Consider the following 19,191-nt stretch of genomic DNA (forward strand, 5'->3'; position numbering starts at 1 on the left):
GATCGATCCGCTCAGTAACGCGCCGTTGCCTGAACCACCACGCCGATGATCCGGCATTCATCGGTGAGCAGGGTTTTCGGCCAGGTCGGGTTGAGCGGCACCAGGTAGCGCTGGCCGGCCTGCTCGTCGAGTTTGCGGAAAATCGCTTCTTCGCTGTCCGGCCACTGGGCGATCACCAGTTTGCCAGGCACTGCCTCCAACTCCGGGTCAACCAGAATCAGCATGCCCTCGGCAATGCTCTGGCCGCTGGGCGCGGTCATCGAATCCCCCGTCACCGTCAGCCAGAACGCGGCACCGCCACGAGCGTGGTAATCCGTCAGTTCGAAGCGCTGCTTCGCTGATGCTCCGGGATAGCTCGCCGCAGTGTCACGCACTTCGCACGGTGCACGCCAATCGCAAACCGGATAACGGAAGTACGGGTTGTACTTCTGCGCCAGCGGCATCTCGTCTTCCGGCGTCGGCTGCGGTTCGCGAATCACCAGAACGACTTCAAGGAAGTCCATTCCCAGCGCCTTGAGCACGCGGTTCATTTCGGTAACACCGGGTTCGCGACGCTTGTTCAGCCAATGACCGATCCCGCCCTGGGACATGCCGACGCGCTCTCCGAGCTCTGTTTGAGTGACTTTGAGTTCACTCATCTTGGCCTTGACCAACTCAATCCATTTATCCATGTGCCGCACCTTACGCGGACGTCTTCGACCGGCAAAACACATATTGTAGTATTTAAATTCTCGTCACAAATACAGGCGGTACTATCCTAAGGAAACGGACTTTCAATCGAACATGGAGTGACGTTTCATGATGAACATCAGCAGCAAAGACCTGCCCGATCTGCAAATCGACACCAGCTTCACCTCACCTCAAGGTAACGCCGCGGCACAGCGAGCGCTGGACTACTACTTGAAACCGACTGTTTCGAAATCCGAGACGGACGAACGTTTTTTCGATGTCAAAAACCATCTCAGTGGCGAGGAAGCACTGGTGCACGCCTCGGACTTGTTGCGATGTGCAGCCGCTACAGCGTTCAAGGCGGCAGAAAACCTGCAAGGCACGAATCGCGACCTGGCCTTCTCGGTGGTGCACATGGTGGATATGGCGCGGGCGATGGTCGACCATTCGATCGACAACGACGAAGTCACGGCGGACAAGGTACGGGCGGACAGGAAAGAATTTTCCCATCGAGTAGATAAAAACGTTTGACTTGCAAATGATAATGATTATTATTGCAAGCAGCTGGTCGCGAGATCAGTCGATGGACCAGAGACCTTAGGTCGGTCTTCTGGACTATCTCCTCATCAGGCTAATCACGGTTTTTGACCCGGCTTTTTGCCGGGTCTTTTTTTGCCCGTTTTTCGGGCTTGTGTCTTCAGGCTAATGAAGTCTTTGGGTGCTGCAAATTCGATGGCGCGGATCATATCAAATGAATATCGATTGGCAAGCCAGACCAGGCTCCATCGGGCCTAACTAATGGCGATCAGCACTTGAGAATCAATCGCACAGCCTCTAAGCTGCTGGCGCGTCACGGAAGACGCCCCCCGCTCCACCCGCAATTCCCCTCGGTTTCAGCCCTGCCTGCGTGTAAAGTACCGGTCATAAAAATCCTGCTCTGGAAGCGATTATGACCGTGGCCAAATCTTCGTTCGACATCAGCGCCAATTTCGACAGCGGCAATATCCAAGTCATCGACATCAGCAACCCGCTCAATCCGGTTCTGGCCATCCGTCCGGACACCCGCAGCGCTCATTTTCAGTGGTTCCACTTCAAAGCCAGCGGCCTGCATGTGCATCAGGAACACTGGTTTCGCCTGGTCAATGCCAGCCAGTCCTCCTACAACAAAGCCTGGACCGGCTATCAGGCAGTCGCTTCCTACGACCACGTCAACTGGTTCCGCATCCCCACCAGCTTCGAAGGCGACAGCCTGCGCTTCTGCCTCGAAGCCGAACAGACTCATGCCTGGTTCGCCTACTTCGAACCCTACAGCCGCGGCCGTCACGACTGGCTCATCGAGCAGGCGCTGAGCAAGGCTGGCACCGAATTGCTGGCGACCGGCAAAAGCGTCGAAGGCCGTGACATTCAATTGCTGCGCAAAGGCAGTGGCGCCGAAGGCCAGCGCAAGATCTGGATCATTGCCCAGCAGCACCCTGGCGAGCACATGGCGGAATGGTTCATGGAAGGCGTGATCGAGCGTCTGGAACGCCATGACGACCCGATTCTGAACAAACTGCTGGCCAGCGCCGATCTGTATCTGGTACCGAACATGAACCCGGACGGTGCCTTCCACGGCCACCTGCGCACCAACGCCATGGGCCAGGACTTGAATCGCGCCTGGCAGAACGCCAGTCAGGAAATCAGCCCAGAAGTGCTGTTCGTCCAGCAGCAGATGGAAAAGTATGGCGTCGATGCGTTTATCGACGTACACGGCGACGAGGAAATCCCCCACGTCTTCACCGCCGGCTGTGAAGGCAATCCCGGATTCACACCGCGCATCGAAAAGCTTGAAGAGCATTTCCGCAGCCACCTCAAGCACACCACCAAAGATTTCCAGACCACCTACGGCTACACCCGCGACGAACCGGGTCAGGCCAACATGACGCTGGCCTGCAACAGCGTCGGACAGAAATACGACTGCCTGTCGCTGACCCTGGAGATGCCGTTCAAGGACCACGACGACCACCCGGACAAGCTCACCGGCTGGTCGGGCAAACGTTCCAAGCAATTGGGCAAGGATGTGCTGACCACCTTCGCCGACATGGTCGACACCCTGCGCTGATCCCTTCCCCTGCAACAACAAAAGATCGCAGCCGGCCTGCGATCTTTTGCGTTATGGGGTCAGCCACGATCACGCCCGCGCAACATGCTGTCGAGCACTTCGTCACGACGCACCCAGCCATGAAACAGCGCCGCCGCCAGGTGCAGCAGCACCGTCAGAAACAGCAGATACGCCAGATAGCCGTGCGACTTGCGCAGCAGCGCAAACAGTTGCGCATCGGCCGGCACAATCGACGGCAGATGCAGCGACGCCGAGAGCATCACCGGCTCGCCCGACGCACTGATCATCGCCCAGCCGAGCAGTGGCAACACCAGCATCAACGCATACAACAAGACATGGGAAGCCTTGGCTGCCAACACCTGCCAGCCCGGCAGATCATCCGGCAACGGTGGCTGACGCGTAGTGAACCGTACCAGCAGACGCACAATCACCAGCGCCAGAATCGCGATGCCCAGCGGCTTGTGCAGATGAATCAACCATTCGTGGCGAGACGACACCGAAGTGACCATGCCCGCGCCGATAAACAGCATGGCGATGATCATCAGCGCCATCAGCCAGTGCAGCAGGCGCGCCAGCAAAACGAAATGAGTCGGTTGCTTGTTCATGGACGAGCCTCCTGTTTGGCGGCGGGCAACTGGCTGACTTCGCTGGTGCGACGCAGGTAGGAATCGGCGTAACCGGCGGAACGCGCGGCCAGCAGTGGATCTTCCGAGCCTTGAATCCCCGCCGGCAATACCAGCGGGTCGTAGTTGATATCACGGCATTCACCACTGAGCTGCGGCTGGGTTTTCTCCAGCACCAGAGTCCCGGCGTTCAGCACTTTTCGATTTGCGGGCCAAGTCTTGCTGGCATCGTTGACCGCGTCGTCGGCGTTGGCCAGGGTGATGTTCAACTGGAAGCGCAAAGGTGCGGCGGCCAGGCGTTGCACCAGATCCTTCTCGAGAAAGTCCGCGCCTTCAGGGGCGGTGGCACCCGCCGCGTCCTGCGCCAATGGCGTCATGCTCCAGCGCACCGCCTGTTTCTTGCCGTTGCCATCGACCAGATAAAACGCGTTGATGCTGTTATAGGTTTCCGTGGCGTAACTGGCCGAAGGCTTGGCGGTCTTCACCCACGTCAGAAACGGCACGGCTTCCGGGTGCGCGGCGAAAAACGCCGGCACCTTCGTTGGATCGGGCTTGCCGGTGGCCGGATCAGGCGACTGCGCCTGCTGCAATTGATAGAACGCCTCGGGCGTGCCGACCGGGAACACCGGCATGCTGTTCATCCCAGTGCGCCATTGCTGCCCGTCCGCCTGAGTGAAACGCAGCGCCAGACTGCGGATCGGCACGGCGCTGTCCGGCGCATAGGGATTGCCGGCCGGCAAGGCAAAACGCCCCACCACCGGCGTCTGCGGCAGGTTGAACACTTGTGCCGTGGAGAACGCGCGTGCCTCGCCGCTGCTTTCGAAATGGCCGATCACGCAGACACCCTTGGCGTGATTGCGGCGGAAACCGGGATGCACGCCGTTGTTCTTTTCCAGCACATCGACCAACGCTTTTGGCGTCAGTCGTTGTGGGTCAAGGTTGCCATGCACGTAGGCAAACGCCCCGGCCACAGCGGCGACGATTACGCCAATGGCGCCCAGACGCAAGATCAGGCTCGCGGCGCTCAGTGGCGGGCGCGCAGGCCTGCCCGGCGGTGCCGCGTTAGGGGACGAGCGATCAACCATGAATATCTCCAGGCCATCGGCCACAAGTGGAAAGAGTCAGCAAGACGCACCCCGTCCGGGTTTATTCCACGGCGCGGTATTTATTTTTGCGCACGGGGAATAACCTGCACTGACGGGCGTCTTCCTAGTCCACAGCGTAGCGACCAGCAGAAATTCATGAGCGAATTCGACGAACAGTTGAGAGAAATCATTCCCAGATTGCGCCGCTTCGCCGTGTCCTTGACGCGCAACAGCAGCAGCGCCGACGATCTGGTCCAGGCCAGCCTCGAACGGGCACTCTCGGCGTGGGGTGAAAAACGTGCCGAAGGCGACTTGCGCGCCTGGCTGTTCGCGATCCTCTATCGGCAATTTCTCGATGCGCACCGTCGCTCGCGACGCTATGCGCGCATGCTGGAATTTTTCACCGGTCGCGACGATGCCGAACCCTCGGTGGAACGCACCGTGATTGCCCAGTCGACCCTGCAAGCCTTCGAACGCCTGCCCACCGAACAGCGCGCCTTGCTGCTGATGGTCTCGGTGGAAGGCCTGTCCTATAAAGAGGTCGCCGAGATCCTCGGCGCCCCGATCGGCACCGTGATGTCGCGCCTGTCCCGCGCCCGCCAGGCCTTGCGCCAACTCAGCGACGGCGAAATCAGCAGCCCTTCCTTGCGGATACTCAAATGATCAGCCTGCCTCCCAGCGAACGCGACTTGCACGCCTACGTCGACCACCAGCTCAGCGACGCCGATCGGCGCGTGCTCGAGACCTGGCTGGCCAGCCATCCTGAAGAAGCGGCGCAGGTGCGCGCCTGGCAGCGGGACGCCCAGCAATTGCGCGCAGCGTTGAGTGGCGCGTTGCAGCAGCCGAGCAATCCGGCGCTGGATCCTTTGATGATTCGCCAGCGTCGCCGTCAGCAGTCACGTCGGCATCTGGCCAGCGCGGCGGTGTTGCTGATCGCCGTCAGCGTCGGCGGTTTCAGTGGCTGGCAGGCGCGGGAAATGACCCTGGTGCGCCCTGCGCAACTCCCGATGACTGACGCCTTGCAAGCCTATCGACTGATCGCCCAGCAAGGCGTAATGCCCGCCGATTACAAGGTCGACAACGACGGCGACATGCAGCGTTGGCTCGACCGTTACTTCAGCGACGCCAGGCGCTTGCCCGATCTCAAGGCAGCGGGATTCGAGCCGGTCAGCGGGCGCTTGCTCAGCACCGATGAAGGCCCGGCGGCGATGGTGATGTATGAGGATGGCAGCGGTCACAAAGTGAGCTTTTACCTGCGTCCACCGGGGCCGAAAAACACCCTGCTGCCGCGTGGCTCGCGCAGCGATGGCGATCTGCAAGCCGATTACTGGTCAGGGCCGGGGTACAACTATGCGGTGGTCAGCCCGACCGACTCGCCAGCGGCGCAGTTGCTCAAGCAATCGCCACCGTTCTGAGACGATCTCCTGTAGGGGTGAGCCTGCTCGCGATAGCGTTTTTTCAGACACTGATGATGTGACTGATTAGCCGCTATCGCGAGCAGGCTCACTCCTACAGTGGACCGTGTACGCCGTGATATTTCATGTAGCCAACGCCCGAGCTCTGGTTACACTTGGGCCACCGCGCTCCCGCTGGAGCCGGTCCAATCAACCAGGAGCCTGTCCCGCGTGTCCGCCCGAACGCCGAAACGATCACGTCTGAGCCAACGCTGGCCGATCTTGCGTCGCCTGTTCGGCAAAAGCCTGCCCGCCAGCGCCGGGCACGATGCGCATGCCGCAGCCATCCGCGATTACTTCCGCGACAAGGCCAAGAGCCAGGGCTACACCCTCAGCCGCAGCCAGCAGCAAGTCATCGATTGCATGGCGCAGCAGGCCAGCGTGCTGCTCGGCGACAGCGGCCACACACCGCCGAGTCTGTACCTGTACGGCGCCGTCGGGCGCGGCAAGAGCTGGTTGCTCGACGGGTTCTTCCAGGCGCTGCCGATCACGCGTAAACGCCGCCTGCATTTCCATCAATTCTTCGCTCGGTTGCACGACGGCATGTTCCGTCATCGCCAGCAGGAAGACGCACTGGAAATCACCTTGGACGAGTTGCTGGAAGATTGTCAGGTACTGTGTTTCGACGAGTTTCATGTGCACGACATCGGCGACGCGATGCTCATCACGCGGCTGTTCAAGGCCCTGTTCAAACGGCGGATCATGCTGCTGGTGACCTCCAACTATGCGCCGGAGGGCCTGCTGCCCAATCCGCTGTATCACGCGCGCTTCAAGCCGGTGATCGAGCTGATCATTACACGCATGCAGGTGATGGAAGTCGGCGGCGCCCACGACTACCGCACGCTCAACCGTCAACACACGCATCAAGTGTTCACCCAAGGTCATTACGTGTGGCCGGGCACAGCAGCTCAGCGCCAGGCCCTGAACCTGCCCCCATCGGACGCGCCTGCGCTTGCCCTCGACGTTGGCAAGCGCCAGCTTCGAGCACGCTTGTGCGAGGGCCGAAGAGTCGCGTTCACCTTCAACGACTTGTGTGAACAACCAACGGCGGTGATGGACTATCTGCAGCTGTGCCAGCGTTTCGACCAGTGGATCATCGATGACCTGCCGCAGCTCGGGGAGTGTCCGATCGCCGTGCAGCAGCGCTTCATCAATCTGATCGACGTGCTTTACGACCAGGACAAACACCTGACGCTGCTGGGCCAACTACCGCTGGGCCAAAGTCTTGAAGGAAACGCCATCGACCTGGCACGCACGCGCAGCCGGTTGGGGCAATTGCAGGAAATCCACGCCCCCGCCTGATATGCCGCACCTTGTGGAAGCGAACCCTGTGGGAGCGAGCCTGCTCGCGAAAGCGGTGTATCAGTTACATAAATTCTGACTGACATACCGCTTTCGCGAGCAGGCTCGCTCCCACAGGTCCCGAGCCAACTTCAATACCAGATAAACCAGACATTGCTTTACCGCTATCATGTCGCCCATCCTCAGCGCCCCCGCGTCGCTCCACCGATCAATAGCGAAACCAGACATGCACACCCTTGCTCAACTGCGCGCCGGCGAGCTGTCAGGCATTACCCGCCTCGACCTGTCTTGCGGCCTGACCGAATTCCCCAACGAAATTTTCCAACTCGCCGACACGCTGGAAGTGCTCAACCTCAGCGGCAATGCGCTGAACAACCTGCCCGACGACCTGCATCGGCTGACCCGCCTGCGCGTGCTGTTCTGCTCCGACAACCTGTTCACCGAGCTGCCGGCCTGCCTCGGCCAGTGCACCGCGCTGACCATGGTCGGCTTCAAGGCCAACCGCATCGTCACGGTGCCCGGTGCCGCCCTGCCGCCGCAGCTGCGCTGGCTGATCCTCACCGATAACCGCATCGAGAACCTGCCGAGGGAGCTGGGTGAACGCCCCGTTTTGCAGAAACTCATGCTCGCCGGTAATCGCCTGCGCTCGCTGCCAGAATCTATGCGCGATTGTCATCGATTGGAATTGCTCCGTATCGCCGCCAACCAGCTCAACGAGCTGCCACAGTGGCTGCTGACCTTGCCGAGCCTGACCTGGCTCGCCTACGCCGGCAATCCGCTGGAAACCGAAGCCGATGCCGTCGCACTGGAAGCCACGCCACTGATCGACTGGTCGGCGCTGCGCCTGGAACAGCAACTGGGCGAAGGCGCTTCCGGGGTGATTTCCCGGGCGGTCTGGCAGCGTGACGATGGCTCGGCGCAGGCGGTTGCGGTGAAGTTGTACAAAGGCGAAATGACCAGCGACGGCTCGCCGTTGCATGAGATGAACGCTTGCATCACCGCAGGCCTGCACCCGAACCTGATCCGCGTCGAAGGGCGCATCAGCGGCCATCCCGATGAACAGCAGGGGCTGGTGATGCAACTGATTGATCCGAGCTTCGGCAATCTCGCCGGCTTGCCGAGCCTGGACTCGTGCTCGCGGGATGTTTATGCCGAAGATCGCCGGTTCTCCGCCGAGGTTGCCCTGCGCGTCGCCCAAGGCATCGCCTCAGCGGCCGAGCACCTGCACCGCCAAGGCATCACCCACGGCGACCTCTATGGCCACAACATCCTGTTGAATGATCGCGGCGATTGTCTGCTGGGGGATTTCGGCGCGGCCTCGTTTCACGCCACCCGCGATGATGTGCAAACACGCGCATTGCAGCGCTTGGAGGTACGTGCGTTCGGTGTGTTGCTTGGGGAAGTGTTGGCGCGTGTCGACTCGGGGTTGAGTACAGAGCGGCGCCTGGCATTGGAAGCGCTGGAGCAGCGCTGCTGTCAGGCGGATGTCTTGGGACGCCCGGCATTCAGCGAAGTCAGTGAAATTCTGCAAAACCTTTGACCGCTGCGCGGCATTCGCGAGCAGGCTCGCTCCCACATTAGACATGCATTCCAATGTGGGAGCGAGCCTGCTCGCGAAAAGGCTTACCGGCGCGACAGATCAGCCAGCCAGACCGACAAACATGTCCTGCACGTCATCATGGTTGTCGAGGCCTTCGAGGAACGCTTCGACTTCAGCCATTTGCTCGTCGCTCAGGCCGCTGACCGGATTTTTCGGCTGGTAGCCAAGCTTGGCCGAAAGCACGGTGAAGCCTTGTTCCGGCAGCGCTTTCTGCACGGCGTCGAGGTCAGTCGGATCGGTGAGGAACAGCGTCGCGCCCTCTTCACCCGGTTCGAAATCCTGGGCACCGGCTTCGATCGCCGCCATCTCCGGATCGGCGTCCGGGGTGTCCGGCGAAGCTTCGATCATGCCGACGTGGTTGAACATCCACGCCACCGAACCGGAAGCGCCCAACTGGCCCTTGCGGAACGCCACACGGATTTCCGCGACGGTGCGGTTGATGTTGTCGGTGACGCATTCAACGATCAGCGGCACCTGATGCGGGGCAAAACCTTCGTAGGTCACGCGATGGTATTGCACGGTTTCACCCAGCAGACCGGCGCCTTTCTTGATCGCGCGATCGAGGGTTTCTTTTGGCATCGAGGCTTTCTTCGCCTGTTCGACCACCAGACGCAGGTGTGCGTTGGTGGCGGTATCGGCACCGTTGCGTGCAGCAATGGTGATTTCCTTCACCAGTTTGCCGAAGATCTTACCTTTGGCGTTGGCTGCCGCTTCTTTGTGTTTAACCTTCCACTGTGCGCCCATTACTCACTCTCTTGATCTGTGGCGCCGAGACATCTATTGGCCGACGCGTGGCGGCAAGTTTATACGGCCTAAAGTCGGCAATCACCCAAAAAAACAGCCAGCGGAATCGACATCTTCACCAAAGCATGTAGGGGGATTCTGAAAAGCGCCTTTGACATGACCATTCAGCCTGACGGTTTCGTACCCTTGAAACCCCGTATCGCCTGACAGGGCCTGCTCGAATGCTCAATGACAAGGAAAGTCCGTTCACCCTTACGCTGACCGACAGCGAATTGCGCCTGCCGGTCGTGCGTTTTCGCGGCGAGGAGGCGTTGAACCAGCCCTACCGTTTCGACATCGAACTGCTCGGCCTCGCCCCCGCCATCGCCCCTGGCTCCTTTTTGCACAGGCCGGCCTTTCTGCGGCTGAGTGAACAGCACGGTTTCCACGGCGTCATTGCCAGCGCCAGTTGCGAACATCGCGGCACGCATCGGGTGGGCTATCGGCTGATTCTGGTGCCGCATCTGCAACAACTGGCGCAAGCGCCTGAACGACGTGTGTTTACTCGCCTCAATGCGCCGCAAATCATTCAGCAATTGCTTGAAGAGCATGCCTTGCCGGCGCACAGCTACCGCATTGACATGAGCGTCGGCCATTACCCGCCGCGGGCGTTTTGCATTCAATACGACGAAAGCGATCTGGCGCTGCTGCAGCGGCTCTGTGAAGAAGAAGGCATCCACTATCACTTCGAACATGGGCCTGACGGCCATGTTGTGGTGTTCGCCGACGACAGCCTGAGCCTGCCACAGGAACCGGTCGAAATCCCTTTCAACGCAGATGAGCACCCGCCCACGCCCTGCGTCAGCGCGCTCTATCAACAGCACCGCGCAGCGCCGGTGCCGATGCTCCATGCGGTACGCAATCGCGGCCAGCCTGCCTGCATTGATGAAGCCGCCAACGAAGCCTCGGCAGGGTTGCAAACGCCGGCGCGATCAATTGAACGCCTGTATGCCGAACAACGCAGCCGGCGCCATTTGCAACGCCAACGCTGCCAGCTGCGCTCGATTCACGGGCGCAGCGATTGCAGCGACTTGCTCAGTGGCCGATTGCTGTTGGTGACCGAGCACCCGATTCATCACTTCAACGAACAATGGCTGATCAGCGCCGTGCGCCACCACGGACAGCACCCTTCGATTCTTGACCCGGGCGCAACGGTTCATCGCTATCACAACGATTTCACTGCACAGCCCTGGTCGAGTGACTTTCGCCCAGCACTCAAACAGCCGCGTCCGAATGTGGCCGGCTACCACCTGGCGCGGGTAGCGGGTGCGCCGGGGCAGCCAGCGCAAGTAGATGAAAACGGCTGCCTCGCCGTGATCCTGTGGCCCGCTGACAATCAGTACGGCAACGACAGTGACGCCCTCTGGCTGCCAATCGCCCTGAGCCGGTTGAACGGCCCCGTCGCCGTCGACGATTTACCCAGTGCCGGCAGCGAAGTGTGGGTCAGCTTTCTCGACAGCGATCCGGACCGACCGATCTTGTGCCTCGGCCACCCACGCCAGCCACCGGCCCGCGAGGCAGAGCCCGCGCGCGACAGCCTGCTGCTCGACTGGCTGATCAACCGCGCCGAACACTAGAGCACAGACAAAAGATCGCAGCCTTCGGCAGCTCCCGCATTCATCGCGCCAGGCGCAGAATCCATGTGGGAGCGAGCCTGCTCGCGAAGAGGGCGCCTCGGTATTCAGGCTGGCGCCAAATCAAAAAACGCCTGAATCAAGCGCAACTCGCGTCGGCGCTCCATGCAGCCGATCATGTGCCGGTTCACCAGCCCTTCCCCGGCAATCGGGATCGCCACCACGCGCGGGTCATGACTGACCTCCACCGATGACACCACACCCACCCCCAACTCGGCCGCAACCGCTTCGGTCACGGCCTCGCGACTGTCCAGCTCCAGCAACACCCGTGGCTGAATCGAAGCCTGCGCACACGCTTGATCAAAAGTGCGCCGGGTAATCGAACTCGGCTCGCGCAGAACCATGATCACTTGGTCCAGCTCCTTGAGTTTCACTTCACCGGAGCGATTCGCCCAGCGATGCCCCACTGGCACCAACGCGCAGATCCGCGACTCGCTCAGTGCTTGCAGATGCAGGCCTTTGCGCGGCTCGACCTCGGTCAGCACCGCGACATCGGCGTGTTCCGACAACAGCGCCGCCAGGGTTTCCTGCGCGTTGCCCAGACGCAGGTTGACGGTGATGCCCGGATAGCGTGCGCGCAGGCTCGCCAGCATCGGCATGACCATGTGCGGCCCATCCGCCGCCACCTCCAGACGCCCGGTCAATAACTGCCGATTTGCTTCGAGCAAGGTCTGCGCTTCTTCGGCCAGGCCGAACATGGCGCGGGTGATCGCCGCCAGTTTAGTGCCCTCCTCGGTCAGTTCCACCCGTCGCGCGGTGCGCCGCAACAAGGTGATCTGGTAGTGCTCCTCCAGCGCCTTGATGTGTCCGGTGACTGCCGGCTGACTGATGAACAACCGCGCAGCCGCGCGGGTGAAGCTGCCTTCGCGGGCCACGGCATCGAAAGCGCGCAGCTGAAACAGGTTCATGGATAACTCTCACTGATGGCTGGCATAACCATAAACAATTTGATTGATGCAACGGCGAATTGCAACGTAGGGCCCGTAGCTTCATCCCCCAGCGTTTTCGCAAGGACACACGAATGAGTACCGCCGCACCGATTCTGCTCACTCCCGGCCCGTTGACCACCTCGGCCCGCACCCGTCAGGCAATGATGCTCGATTGGGGCTCGTGGGATGACCGCTTCAACCAGTTGACCGCCAACGTTTGCGAGCAATTGCTGGCCATCCTCAACGGCGCCGCCAGCCACCACTGCGTACCGTTACAAGGCAGCGGCACTTTTGCCGTCGAGGCGGCGATCGGCACGCTGGTGCCGCGTGATGGCAAAATTCTCGTGCTGATCAACGGCGCTTACGGCAAGCGGCTGGCGAAGATCTGCGAAGTCCTCGGGCGTTCGTTCAGCACGTTCGAAACCGCCGAAGACGAACCGACCAGCGCCGCCGACGTCGAGCGCTTGCTGCGCGCCGATGCTGACCTCACCCACGTGGCGCTGATTCACTGCGAAACCAGTACCGGCATCCTCAATCCGCTGGCACAAATCGCCGAGGTCGTGGCGCAACACGGCAAACGCCTGATCATTGATGCCATGAGCTCTTTCGGCGCATTGCCCGTAGACGCGCAAAAAGTACCGTTCGAGGCGCTGATCGCCGCCTCCGGTAAATGCCTGGAAGGCGTACCGGGGATGGGGTTCGTCTTCGCCCACAAGGAATCCCTGGCCGCCGCTGTCGGCAATTCGCACTCGCTGGCGATGGACCTGTACGACCAGCACGCCTACATGCAGAAGACCGGGCAATGGCGCTTCACCCCGCCCACCCATGTGGTCGCGGCACTGCACGAAGCATTACTGCAATACAGCGAAGAAGGCGGTCTGCCGGCGCGGCATGCGCGGTATGCGGCGAACTGTCAGGCGCTGATGGAAGAGATGAACAAAATGGGTTTGCGCAGCTTTCTGCCAGCGGCGATCCAGGCGCCGATCATCGCCACTTTCCATGCGCCGCAGGATCCGCGTTACCAGTTCAAGGACTTCTACGAGCGGGTCAAAGCCAAGGGTTACATCCTCTACCCCGGCAAACTGACCCAGGTCGAAACCTTCCGCGTCGGCTGCATTGGCCACGTCACCCCGGACCAAATGCGCCAGGCCGTGGCAGCGGTGGCTGAAGTGCTGCGCGAGATGGAAGTGCTAGACATCTGAGCGCCCCACGGTTCCTGTGGGAGCGGGCTTGCCCGCGATAGCGGTCTGACATTCAGCATGGATGTCGACTGAAAGGGCCTCATCGCGGGCAAGCCCGCTCCCACAGGATCGCCAAATTCGAATAGTTCTTTTTCACAGGAATTGATTGCCATGAACTACACCAACCCAAACAAGCTGCAAGCCGCGATCCTCGACTGGGCCGGTACCGTGGTCGATTTCGGCTCGTTTGCGCCGACACAGATTTTTGTCGAAGCCTTCGCCGAATTCGACGTACGGGTATCGATCGAAGAAGCCCGGGGGCCGATGGGCATGGGCAAGTGGGACCACATCCGCACCCTCTGTGATCAGCCGCAGGTGGCCGAGCGTTATCGCCAGGTGTTCGGTCGCACGCCGACCGATGACGACGTCACCGCGATTTACAACCGTTTCATGCCGTTGCAGATCGAGAAAATCGCCGAGCACTCGGCACTGATTCCCGGCGCGCTGGACGCCATCGCCCAACTGCGCGAGCAAGGGATCAAGATCGGTTCCTGCTCCGGCTACCCTAAAGCGGTGATGGACAAAGTCGTCGAACTCGCCGCCAGCAACGGCTACGTCGCCGACCACGTGGTCGCCACCGACGAAGTGCCAAACGGTCGTCCATGGCCGGCGCAAGCGTTGGCCAACGTGATCGCTCTGGGTATCGACGATGTTGCAGCGTGCGTGAAGATCGACGACACCGTGCCGGGCATTCTCGAAGGTCGCCGGGCCGGCATGTGGACGGTTGCGCTGATTTGCTCGGGCAACGCGCTGGGTCTGGACTATGAAGGTTTCCGCGCGTTGGGCAGCGACGAACTGGCCAGCGAACGCCAGCGCATCCACGCGCTGTTTGAAAGTTCGCGCCCGCATTACATGATCGACACTATCAGCGATTTGCCGCAAGTAATCGTCGACATCAACAAGCGTCTGGCCAACGGGCAGATGCCGCAGAACCCCTGAGCCTGTTTAAAAGAAAACACCGCTGCTCGAAATTGCCAGCGGTGTTTTTACATATTACAAATACAAACTAAGGTTTTGAAACTTACTCCGTAACAAGGTTACCTTCCGCATCATAAACCAGACCCTCTGGGGTTTTAACGCGGCCATCAGGCAACCGTTCGGTACCGTCTTCCCAGACAATACGCCCATCCGGATATTCGATTGTATTGTCCGCCCAAATAATCAGCCCGCTTGGGTGTTCAACCCGGCCATCTTCATGCTGGATGATTCCTTCGGGTAGCGAAGTCGAACCGTCAGTATCGGCGGTTGCTCTGGCGGCCTGGATCAATGCGATCAACGCCACCGGGTCGATATTGATGTTGATTGTCGGCCATGGCACAGGCGGTCGCTTCGATTCGGTTGGCGCCGTCGGTGCAACCGGGGCGGTCGGTGCTACTGGTTTGGGCGGCACAACCGGCTTGGTCGGTGCCTCTGGCCTCGGCGGCACAACCGGTTTGGTCGGTGCCACTGGCCTGGTCGGGACAACCGGTTTGGTTGGTGCCACTGGCCTGGTCGGGACAACCGGTTTGGTCGGTGCCACTGGCCTGGTCGGCACAACCGGTTTGGTCGGTGCCACTGGCTTGGTCGGCACAACTGGCTTGGTCGGTGCAACCGGCTTTGTTGGCGCAACCGGTTTGGCAGGAACTACCGGCTTTGGCTGGGTGATAGACGGACGAGGTTTGGGGATCGGACTTTTCATATTAATACTCTGATTAACAAATTAGCATTCATCTTTAATAACAAGCTAAAGACCCGAACCAACAGTAATCGCGAACAACAACACACTCAAACCAAAATAAAGTACAAGATATAAACAACATGAAGTTACGCTACAGCAAAATACACAGAAGAATGATTTTAAAGTAATCAGCCAATTCAACCGCACTCTTTGCACTTTTTTCATTGCAAAAAAAAACAGCGAGCGCTGCGGGCAAAAACATCTCGACAGGTTTACAGTGAAAGCAGTGCCGTGATGACGGCCATTGCATTCCGATCCAGAGGAAAAATCTCATGCCGTGGACAAGCTCAGAATCGCGTTACAGCACTGTTTCGGTTCTGCTGCACTGGCTGATGCTGGTGCTGTTGGTGCTGGTTTACGCCAGCATGGAACTGCGCGGTTTCTTCCCCAAAGGCAGCGGCGGCCGCGCGTTGATCCGCGAAATGCACTATCTGCTCGGCCTTACTGTGTTCGTACTGGTGTGGTTTCGCTTGCTCGCGCGCAGCCTCGGCCCTGCGCCTAAAATCTTCCCCGCATCCCCCGCCTGGCAGACCTTGGCGGCGCGGCTGATGCATTGGGCGTTGTACCTGTTCATGCTGTGCATGCCGATATTGGGCTGGCTGATCACCAGCGCCGAGGGCCATCAGGTCATGTTCTATGGCTTCGATTTGCCGCTGTTGGTAGGTGAAGACAAGGCCTTCGCCAAACAAGTCGAAGGCTGGCATGTGCTGATCGCCACGATTGGCTATTGGCTGATCGGCTTGCATGCGCTGGCGGGTATTTATCACCATTACGTGGTGCGCGATAACACGCTGTTGCGGATGATGCCCAAGCGCGGCTGAGCGTCAGGGCGTTGCGGCAAATCCGCGCCGCCCTTGCAGGCCGCCCGTGTGAACGAAAACCACTCGAGTGCCAGCAGCGAATCCGCCTGACTCGACAAGCTGCTTGAGCGCCAGCAAGGCCTTGCCGGTGTACAACGGTTCCAAAGGGACGCCACTGACCTGCTCGGTCTGTTCGATGAACGTCATCAACGTCTGGTCAACCTTGGCGAAGCCACGCCGGCTGGCGTCGATCAACCGATAGCTCGCCACGGGCCCGACGGCTTGCGCCAGGATCGACTCGATGTTCGGCGCTACGCCGTGATCATTCGGCACCGCCAGCGCGCCATACAGTGAGCGCTTGCCACTGTCAGCCAGCGCCAGCCCGGCCAGTGTCGTGCCGGTGCCACAGGCCAGCCACCAGGCGTCAAAATCATCCCAGCCCAGCTTGGCCAATTGTTCGTCGACCTGCTGCATGATCGCAGCGCAACCCAGCGCGCCGGCCAATCCACCGCCACCCTCTGGCACCGCATGCAACGTCGGATATCGCTCCTGCCACGGCGTCCAGAATCCGGCCTCCTGCCGCGCGCGATAGCCGGCATAACCCAGCCAGTGCAACTGCATGCCGAACGCGTGCAGATCCTCCACCGTCGACGTGTCCTGCGGATGCCCGCGCAGCAGCCCCACGGTTTTGAACCCCAGCCGCTTGCCTGCCGCCGCCAGCGCGTGCAGGTGATTGGAATGTGCACCGCCGAGACTGATGATGCCTTCGGCGCCGGCGCGCTCGGCGGTTTTGAGATGTTCGACGAGTTTGAACCACTTGTTGCCGCTGATCAGCGGGTCGATCTGGTCCAGGCGCAGGATCGCGACTTCGACGCCGGCACTTTCCAGCCAATCAAGACGGAGCGGTTGGAGGGGGGCCTGGGGTAGCCAGTTGGCGGGAGGCAAAAGCATAAATGCCAGCTCTGTTTGCAGAGCCGGCATCTTAACAGCAGTCGCAAAAAACCTGCTGTTTGCAAGCGAACCTGCTCGCGAAGGCGTCGTGTCAGGCGAAATCTTCGTAGCTGACGCTCCGCTTTCGCGAGCAGGCTCGCTCCCACAGGTGATGCGGTGTGTTTACAACTCAGCCGCCAGGCGCGACCCCTGGTTGATCGCGCGCTTGGCATCGAGCTCCGCCGCAACATCCGCGCCGCCGATCAAGTGCACGTTCTGCCCGGCTTCGACCAAGCCATCGTGCAACTCACGCAGCGGATCCTGCCCGGCGCAAATCACGATGTTGTCCACCGCCAGCAGCTGCGGCTCGCCAGTTTCGCCGATGCGGATATGCAAGCCCTGGTCATCGATGCTCAGGTATTCGACGCTATTCAGCATCTGCACCTGCTTGTTCTTCAGACCGGTGCGGTGAATCCAGCCGGTGGTTTTGCCCAGACCGTCGCCGACCTTGGTTTTCTTGCGCTGCAGCAGAAACACCTCACGGGCCGGTGCATGCGGTGCCGCCTGGATACCGGCCACACCACCCCGCGCTTCCAGCTGCGTGTCGATGCCCCACTCTTTCCAGAACGCTGCGCGATCCAGACTGGTGGCTACACCTTGATGAACGAGGAATTCCGAGACATCGAAACCGATCCCGCCTGCACCGATCACCGCGACGCGCTTGCCGACCGGTTTGCGCTCGAGAATCACGTCCAGATAACTCAGCACCTTGACATTCTCGACGCCGGGAATCGCCGGCACGCGCGGGGCGATACCAGTGGCGAGGATGATTTCGTCGTAGCCGCCCTCAACCAGTTTCGCCACATCGACGCGGGTGTTCAGGCATACCTCGACATTCGTCGTTTGCAGCTTGCGGTTGAAGTAGCGCAGGGTTTCGAAAAACTCTTCCTTGCCCGGCACGCGCTTGGCAATGTTGAACTGGCCGCCGATCTCGCTGGCCGAATCGAACAGCGTCACCTGATGACCGCGCTCGGCGGCCACGGTGGCGGCGGACAACCCGGCAGGGCCGGCACCGACCACGGCGATTTTCTTGATCTGCTGCACCGGCAGGTAATTGAGTTCGGTTTCGTGGCAGGCACGCGGGTTGACCAGGCAACTGGTCAGCTTGCCGCCAAAGGTGTGGTCGAGGCACGCCTGGTTGCAGCCGATGCAGGTGTTGATTTCGTCGGCACGGCCTGCGGCGGCCTTGTTGACGAAGTCCGGATCGGCGAGGAATGGTCGGGCCATGGAGACCATGTCGGCATCGCCTTCGGCAAGAATCTGCTCGGCAATTTCCGGGGTATTGATGCGGTTGGTGGTGATCAGCGGAATACTCACCGAACCACGCAACTTGGCCGTGACCTTACTGAACGCTGCACGCGGAACCTTGGTGGCGATGGTCGGGATCCGCGCTTCGTGCCAGCCGATACCGGTGTTGATGATGGTCGCGCCAGCCTGTTCGATGGCCTTGGCCAGCGTGACGATTTCGTCCCAGGTGCTGCCACCTTCGACCAGGTCGAGCATCGACAGGCGGAAGATGATGATGAAATTCGGCCCGACCGCTTCGCGTACGCGGCGGACGATTTCCACCGGCAGGCGCATGCGGTTTTCGTAACTGCCGCCCCAGCGGTCGGTGCGGTGGTTGGTGTGGGCGGCGAGGAACTGGTTAATGAAATAACCTTCCGAACCCATGATCTCGACGCCGTCGTATTCGGCGGACTGCGCCAGCACCGAGCAGGTGACGAAATCACTGATCTGCTTTTCAATGCCCTCTTCATCCAGCTCTTTGGGCTTGAACGGGTTGATCGGCGCCTGAATCGCGCTCGGCGCTACCTGTTTCGGGCTGTAGGCATAACGGCCGGCGTGGAGAATCTGCATGCAGATCTTGCCGCCCGCCTCATGCACCGCGCGGGTGACGATGCGGTGCTTGAGCGCCTCTTCTTCAGTGGTGAGCTTGGCCGCACCGGAATACACGCCGCCCTCGTCATTCGGGCCAATACCGCCGGTCACCATCAGGCCGACACCGCCACGGGCACGTTCGGCGAAGTACGCCGCCATGCGTTCGAAGCCACCCGGCTTTTCTTCCAGGCCCGTGTGCATCGAGCCCATCAGCGTGCGGTTGCGCAGCGTGGTGAATCCCAGGTCCAGCGGGGCCAGCAAATGCGGGTAATGAGCGGCGGTCATCGGTAACTCCACAACGAGCGATCACGGAAAATTGCGGGAGCTCTGCGTCCCCCGTCAGTCATGTTCGACAGACTAAGAGTCGTACCGCTGTCACTCAATG

19 protein-coding genes are annotated in these 19,191 nt (G+C 60.5%); 11 read left to right on the forward strand and 8 right to left on the reverse strand.

Annotated features, from left to right (window positions below):
• Positions 1 to 11: 11 nt before the first annotated feature.
• Positions 12 to 671, reverse strand: coding sequence for a LexA family protein (locus tag ACZ0AZ_RS25850; protein WP_038861876.1), 660 nt, complete (start codon positions 669 to 671; stop codon positions 12 to 14).
• Between the two features lie 130 nt (positions 672 to 801).
• Between ACZ0AZ_RS25850 and ACZ0AZ_RS25855 the strand changes: the two genes are divergently transcribed.
• Positions 802 to 1,200 (forward strand): DUF6124 family protein, encoded by a 399-nt coding sequence (locus ACZ0AZ_RS25855; protein WP_039763498.1) that lies wholly within the window; start codon positions 802 to 804, stop codon positions 1,198 to 1,200.
• A gap of 418 nt (positions 1,201 to 1,618) precedes the next feature.
• The gene (locus tag ACZ0AZ_RS25860) at positions 1,619 to 2,770 is read left to right on the forward strand and encodes a M14 family metallopeptidase (RefSeq protein ID WP_463538439.1); all 1,152 of its coding nucleotides are present in this window, start codon (positions 1,619 to 1,621) and stop codon (positions 2,768 to 2,770) included.
• Positions 2,771 to 2,829: 59 nt separating this feature from the next.
• Here the strand turns inward: ACZ0AZ_RS25860 and ACZ0AZ_RS25865 are convergent, their stop codons facing one another.
• Both ACZ0AZ_RS25865 and ACZ0AZ_RS25870 read right to left on the reverse strand, forming a co-directional pair.
• Positions 2,830 to 3,375, reverse strand: coding sequence for a cytochrome b (locus ACZ0AZ_RS25865; RefSeq protein WP_252878530.1), 546 nt, complete (start codon positions 3,373 to 3,375; stop codon positions 2,830 to 2,832).
• Complete coding sequence (locus ACZ0AZ_RS25870) at positions 3,372 to 4,478, reverse strand: catalase family peroxidase (protein WP_310406458.1); 1,107 nt, start codon at positions 4,476 to 4,478, stop codon at positions 3,372 to 3,374. The genes ACZ0AZ_RS25865 and ACZ0AZ_RS25870 overlap by 4 nt, the downstream gene beginning before the upstream one ends.
• Before the next feature lie 156 nt (positions 4,479 to 4,634).
• Between ACZ0AZ_RS25870 and ACZ0AZ_RS25875 the strand changes: the two genes are divergently transcribed.
• From ACZ0AZ_RS25875 to ACZ0AZ_RS25890, 4 genes are all read left to right on the forward strand, one after another.
• Positions 4,635 to 5,141 carry an RNA polymerase sigma factor gene (locus ACZ0AZ_RS25875; RefSeq protein WP_016775320.1) on the forward strand — a complete coding sequence of 169 codons (507 nt, stop codon included), beginning with the start codon at positions 4,635 to 4,637 and terminating at the stop codon, positions 5,139 to 5,141.
• Entirely contained in the window at positions 5,138 to 5,893 is a 756-nt protein-coding gene (locus ACZ0AZ_RS25880; RefSeq protein ID WP_039763359.1) for an anti-sigma factor family protein, read from the forward strand. The genes ACZ0AZ_RS25875 and ACZ0AZ_RS25880 overlap by 4 nt, the downstream gene beginning before the upstream one ends.
• 210 nt (positions 5,894 to 6,103) lie before the next feature.
• Positions 6,104 to 7,234 carry a cell division protein ZapE gene (zapE, locus tag ACZ0AZ_RS25885; protein ID WP_463538440.1) on the forward strand — a complete coding sequence of 377 codons (1,131 nt, stop codon included), beginning with the start codon at positions 6,104 to 6,106 and terminating at the stop codon, positions 7,232 to 7,234.
• A 226-nt stretch (positions 7,235 to 7,460) separates the two neighbouring features.
• Positions 7,461 to 8,774, forward strand: coding sequence for a leucine-rich repeat-containing protein kinase family protein (locus tag ACZ0AZ_RS25890; RefSeq protein ID WP_463538441.1), 1,314 nt, complete (start codon positions 7,461 to 7,463; stop codon positions 8,772 to 8,774).
• Positions 8,775 to 8,873: 99 nt separating this feature from the next.
• Here the strand turns inward: ACZ0AZ_RS25890 and ACZ0AZ_RS25895 are convergent, their stop codons facing one another.
• Positions 8,874 to 9,578 (reverse strand): YebC/PmpR family DNA-binding transcriptional regulator, encoded by a 705-nt coding sequence (locus ACZ0AZ_RS25895; protein WP_039763362.1) that lies wholly within the window; start codon positions 9,576 to 9,578, stop codon positions 8,874 to 8,876.
• Between the two features lie 221 nt (positions 9,579 to 9,799).
• Here ACZ0AZ_RS25895 and ACZ0AZ_RS25900 point away from each other — a divergent pair, with 221 nt between their 5' ends.
• Positions 9,800 to 11,194, forward strand: coding sequence for a type VI secretion system Vgr family protein (locus tag ACZ0AZ_RS25900; RefSeq protein ID WP_039763363.1), 1,395 nt, complete (start codon positions 9,800 to 9,802; stop codon positions 11,192 to 11,194).
• Between the two features lie 104 nt (positions 11,195 to 11,298).
• Here ACZ0AZ_RS25900 and ACZ0AZ_RS25905 read toward each other — a convergent pair whose 3' ends face one another.
• Complete coding sequence (locus ACZ0AZ_RS25905) at positions 11,299 to 12,159, reverse strand: LysR substrate-binding domain-containing protein (RefSeq protein ID WP_463538442.1); 861 nt, start codon at positions 12,157 to 12,159, stop codon at positions 11,299 to 11,301.
• Between the two features lie 113 nt (positions 12,160 to 12,272).
• Between ACZ0AZ_RS25905 and ACZ0AZ_RS25910 the strand changes: the two genes are divergently transcribed.
• Both ACZ0AZ_RS25910 and phnX read left to right on the forward strand, forming a co-directional pair.
• The gene (locus tag ACZ0AZ_RS25910; RefSeq protein WP_463538443.1) at positions 12,273 to 13,382 is read left to right on the forward strand and encodes a 2-aminoethylphosphonate--pyruvate transaminase; all 1,110 of its coding nucleotides are present in this window, start codon (positions 12,273 to 12,275) and stop codon (positions 13,380 to 13,382) included.
• 150 nt (positions 13,383 to 13,532) lie between these two features.
• Positions 13,533 to 14,360: a phosphonoacetaldehyde hydrolase gene (gene phnX / locus ACZ0AZ_RS25915; protein ID WP_415762038.1), complete on the forward strand. Its 828-nt coding sequence runs from the start codon at positions 13,533 to 13,535 to the stop codon at positions 14,358 to 14,360.
• Positions 14,361 to 14,442: 82 nt separating this feature from the next.
• Here the strand turns inward: phnX and ACZ0AZ_RS25920 are convergent, their stop codons facing one another.
• A complete protein-coding gene (locus ACZ0AZ_RS25920; RefSeq protein WP_165368426.1) occupies positions 14,443 to 14,739 on the reverse strand; it encodes a hypothetical protein in 297 nt (98 codons plus the stop codon).
• On the opposite strand from ACZ0AZ_RS25920, the gene ACZ0AZ_RS25925 reads away from it, so the two are divergent.
• Positions 14,733 to 15,065, forward strand: a complete 333-nt coding sequence (locus tag ACZ0AZ_RS25925) for a hypothetical protein (protein ID WP_463538444.1) — start codon at positions 14,733 to 14,735, stop codon at positions 15,063 to 15,065. The two genes, ACZ0AZ_RS25920 and ACZ0AZ_RS25925, sit on opposite strands and share 7 nt — an antisense overlap.
• A gap of 345 nt (positions 15,066 to 15,410) precedes the next feature.
• Complete coding sequence (locus ACZ0AZ_RS25930) at positions 15,411 to 15,959, forward strand: cytochrome b (protein WP_129999594.1); 549 nt, start codon at positions 15,411 to 15,413, stop codon at positions 15,957 to 15,959.
• Between the two features lie 3 nt (positions 15,960 to 15,962).
• On the opposite strand, the gene ACZ0AZ_RS25935 is transcribed toward ACZ0AZ_RS25930, so the two are convergent.
• Positions 15,963 to 16,889 (reverse strand): 1-aminocyclopropane-1-carboxylate deaminase/D-cysteine desulfhydrase, encoded by a 927-nt coding sequence (locus ACZ0AZ_RS25935; protein WP_463570615.1) that lies wholly within the window; start codon positions 16,887 to 16,889, stop codon positions 15,963 to 15,965.
• Between the two features lie 162 nt (positions 16,890 to 17,051).
• The gene (locus ACZ0AZ_RS25940) at positions 17,052 to 19,091 is read right to left on the reverse strand and encodes an oxidoreductase (protein WP_129999596.1); all 2,040 of its coding nucleotides are present in this window, start codon (positions 19,089 to 19,091) and stop codon (positions 17,052 to 17,054) included.
• Positions 19,092 to 19,191: the final 100 nt, after the last annotated feature.

The organism is Pseudomonas sp. AC239 (genome assembly GCF_979258545.1).